Below are 3668 nucleotides of genomic sequence, written 5' to 3'. Positions count from 1 at the left end.
TAGTAGCATTCACGGCAGGATTAACGGTATTATCTTCACCATTGGTATCGTTTGCAGAGGAACAACAATTAGTAAACAATAAGCAACCTACAAACGTTCAGGAACAAAGCAAAACAACATCAGATGAACAGGCTTTAAAAAGTATTGAAGCTAGTTTTGAAGAGGTAGACGGACGTGGTGGAGGTACTGTCGACAATAAGAAAGTAGATAGTCTTCAACGTTCAGAAGGTATTCATGAAGAAACAGGTACACTAACTGTTCCTAACAATTCAAACAGAACAAAACGTAGTCTGTCTCCCATATCACCTAGCACCTCTAGTACAATAAATGGTGTTCCATTCACTGAATGGATTGTTCCAGCAGGTAACGATAATATTCGTCCTCAAAACTATATGAGTCCAAAATACATTACAATTCATGAGACTGATAATACAAGTGTAGGAGCAGGTGCTAGAAACCACGCCCAATACCTATATAACCAAGCAGTAGGCAACACAGACCGAGCTGCATCGTGGCATTTTACAGTAGACGATAAAGAGATTTATCAACACCTACCATTAAACGAGAACGGATGGCACGCAGGAGACGGTGATGGTCCAGGTAATAGAGAATCTATTGCAATTGAAATCGCAGTTAACAGTGACGGAAACTACAGTAAAGCGGTAGATAACGCTAAGAAACTTGTAGCTTATTTAATGAAAGAAACTGGTGTACCGTTAAATAACATTGTAAAACACCAAAAATGGAGCGGTAAAATCTGCCCTGCTAACATGATTAATAATGGGCAATGGGATGTATTCGTAAATAGCGTTGAGGGGTATTATAATAATCTTTATCAACCAAAAGATGACATTACAGGAGGTTGGTATGAAGAAGCTATTCGAGAGTTAAATAGAAGAGGTATTATGATAGGGGAAGGAAACGGAGTTTTCGCACCTAATAGAGCGATAACAAGAGCCGAATTTGCTCAATTAATCTCTAAATCTCTAAACCTGCCAGCTGGAGATGCTTCATTTAAAGACCTAAACGATGCAAACTCAACTTTACGAGATGGTATTAAACGTGCTGCAAGTGCAGGTATTATTCTAGGTAGAGGTGATGGTTATTTTGACCCAAACACACCTATTACAAGAGAAGAATCAGCAATTATTGTAAACAAGGCTTTACAGTATAAAGGTATATGGGGACCAGTTGTAAACCTACCATTCTCAGACAAAGACCAAATTATTTATAAAGAAGACGTACAAAGACTGTATGGCCTAGGTATTGTAAGAGGTAAGGGTGACAATCAATACGACCCTAAAGGAACAACAACTCGTGGTGAAACAGCAACATTCATTCTAAATATGCTACAAGTAATTGAAAATGGTAGTGTTGAAAAGGTAATTGGAACGGCTCAAATTAATGGTATTGGGGTAAATGTTCGAAGCGGATCAGGTACAAACTATTCTATTGTTAGAAAGACAAGTAAAGGCGAAAAAGTTACAGTATATGAAGAAAAGAACGGCTGGCTAAGAATTGGAACAGGGCAGTGGATTTATTATGACGCTAGTTATATTGACTATAACAGATTATAAAAGACTTAATAGTTAAAAGAACAGGTCATATTTGGATATATAACTTACTCTAAGGTTGTGAAGAAGACTTTCTCCACAACCTGTTTTTGTGCCTGGCTCCCTTACCTACCAATACTGATAAAAAGAGGAGAAGGGGGATTCATTATGATGCTGGCATCGGTAAATCAATGAGATTCTTTTATTGTAACACAGTTTTTTCTTAGCTTGATGGGTATGTGGCGGGACCCCATTTAGTTCTGGAAATCTACAAAATTTTAGTTTAGATTTTCTTGTCTAAACTAAAATTACATGAACAAACGCTGATAAATAGCCATTACCATAAATTTTGTAAGTACTTTCATGTCTCATTAACAGGACATGAAAGTCTAAACATTTTGAACATAAGACAAGAAACTCTAAACTACTTAGCTTATAATAAAATACCCACGAAAGTATTTCACTTATACAAAAGACAAGAAGCTTCTTGTTTTAGCTTTAGAAAAAGCAAATTTATATCGATTTTTAATAAATAACATAGTCATAGATGTTAGTTCAATAGCATCTATATACTTATTGGTATGGGGATTTTCCCATTTGAAACCTATTGCTTATTTTTCCACCTTTTCGACGATTGGAGCTTTAGCGGATAATTCACCAGTTGCCATATTATTCATAAAATATGCCCCATAAATAGTAACAGTATCCCCAATATTTATATCCTGTAAGATTTCAGGGGAAACGATAGCACTAATAGTCGAATCCTCATTAGAAATTTCAATAGCGTCATTTGATTTATTGATTACATTTCCAGTGTGCATTTTATATTGTTTTTTTAGCACGTTTTCTTCATTTTCTTTTTGAATAATTGCATAGTTAGCTGTATCGGGTTGACCAAATACAAGACTATCTATAAAAATAGGTACATAAATAGTAACGGTATCTCCAATTTGAATATCTTTAAGGATTTCAGGGGAAGAAACCATAGCATCTAAACTTGTATTTCCATCAGAAATAATTAAAGACTTTTCTGTTTTAGCAGTTACTTTACCAGAATGTTTTTGGTGTTGATTTAGTAGAATTTGTTCTTTTTTATTTTGTGTTGAAACAGCTGTCTCAGTAGTTAAAGATCGATTTTCTATTGAAATTGACTCACCTTCTTTACTATTGATATCCATATCCTTACTGTTGACTTTTTCTCTCAATTTATCTTTTATTTCTTTAGAAAACATATCTGTTTTAGCAGTAAGTTGAGCAGCTTCAGCTCGTGTTATGAATCTATTTGGTTGCCAGCCGTTATCAGTGCCATTAGAAATTTTTAAATCAATTAAAACATTGGCGAATTTTTCACCCCAATGTCCTTTTAAATCCTCAAATTTACTTTGGCCATTTTCATGTGTTGTACTTTGTAGTTTATAGGCATTTACTAGCATCGTTGCCATGGCAGCGCGTGTTACTTTCCCAGATGGATTGAAGATGCCATTCCCTTCTCCTTTAACAATGCCAGCTTTTTCAGCTGCAGCAATATACGGAGCGCCCCAGTGGTCTTGAGAGTCTGTAAAAGAAGGTTTGGCTTTTGGATCAATTTCTATTCCTAAAGCTTTTGTTAAAATTGTTGCAGCGGAAGCTCGATCTAACGTAACGTTTGAGCCAAAAGTGCCATCTGGATAACCAATTAAGACTTGTTTATCCACTAAGTAATTAACAGATTGCTCTGCCCACTTTGGAACATCAGGGAATTTGTGAGTATCTGCAAAAATACTAGAAGAATAGGATAATATAGCCCCTGCAAGAAGACCTGTTGTGATTAATTTGCGCTTCATAAAAATATACACCTCTACCAATCTATTGTATTACCAAATTGAGATTTTTTATTTTTATATTTATATGTTTGTGATGATGTTGACATCTATTCAATTTGGTGTAACGATTATAGTTACTTATATGCATAAGTGCCAATGAATAACTTTAACAAAAATGTTTAATATTTACATAATAAATAAATATAAATTAATTTTATTTACTAAAAATTAATAATGTATTGACGTGTTAATATATACTTAATTATAATTAATCGAAATTAATTGAGATTGATTTTCAAGTTTGTTTACTAGT

At 34.3% G+C, this 3668-nt stretch carries 1 protein-coding gene and 1 pseudogene; one reads left to right on the top strand and one right to left on the bottom strand.

Annotated features, from left to right (window positions below; genetic code table 11):
* Window positions 1–1577, top strand: a 1577-nt coding sequence (locus ACO6VI_RS32820) for an S-layer homology domain-containing protein (RefSeq protein ID WP_422425186.1), incomplete at its 5' end; no start/stop codon positions are given.
* Window positions 1578–2173: 596 nt separating this feature from the next.
* On the opposite strand, the pseudogene ACO6VI_RS32815 reads toward ACO6VI_RS32820, so the two are convergent.
* Window positions 2174–3376: pseudogene (locus ACO6VI_RS32815) on the bottom strand (S-layer homology domain-containing protein); the annotation flags it as partial.
* Window positions 3377–3668 lie beyond the last annotated feature (292 nt).

Origin of the sequence: Bacillus sp. PSXD-155, assembly GCF_049310765.1 — a bacterium.
In the GTDB taxonomy this organism is placed as follows: domain Bacteria; phylum Bacillota; class Bacilli; order Bacillales; family Bacillaceae_G; genus Bacillus_A; species Bacillus_A cereus.
The sequence above is the reverse complement of the archived record's forward strand: the minus strand, read 5'-3'. Positions and strand labels throughout refer to the sequence as shown.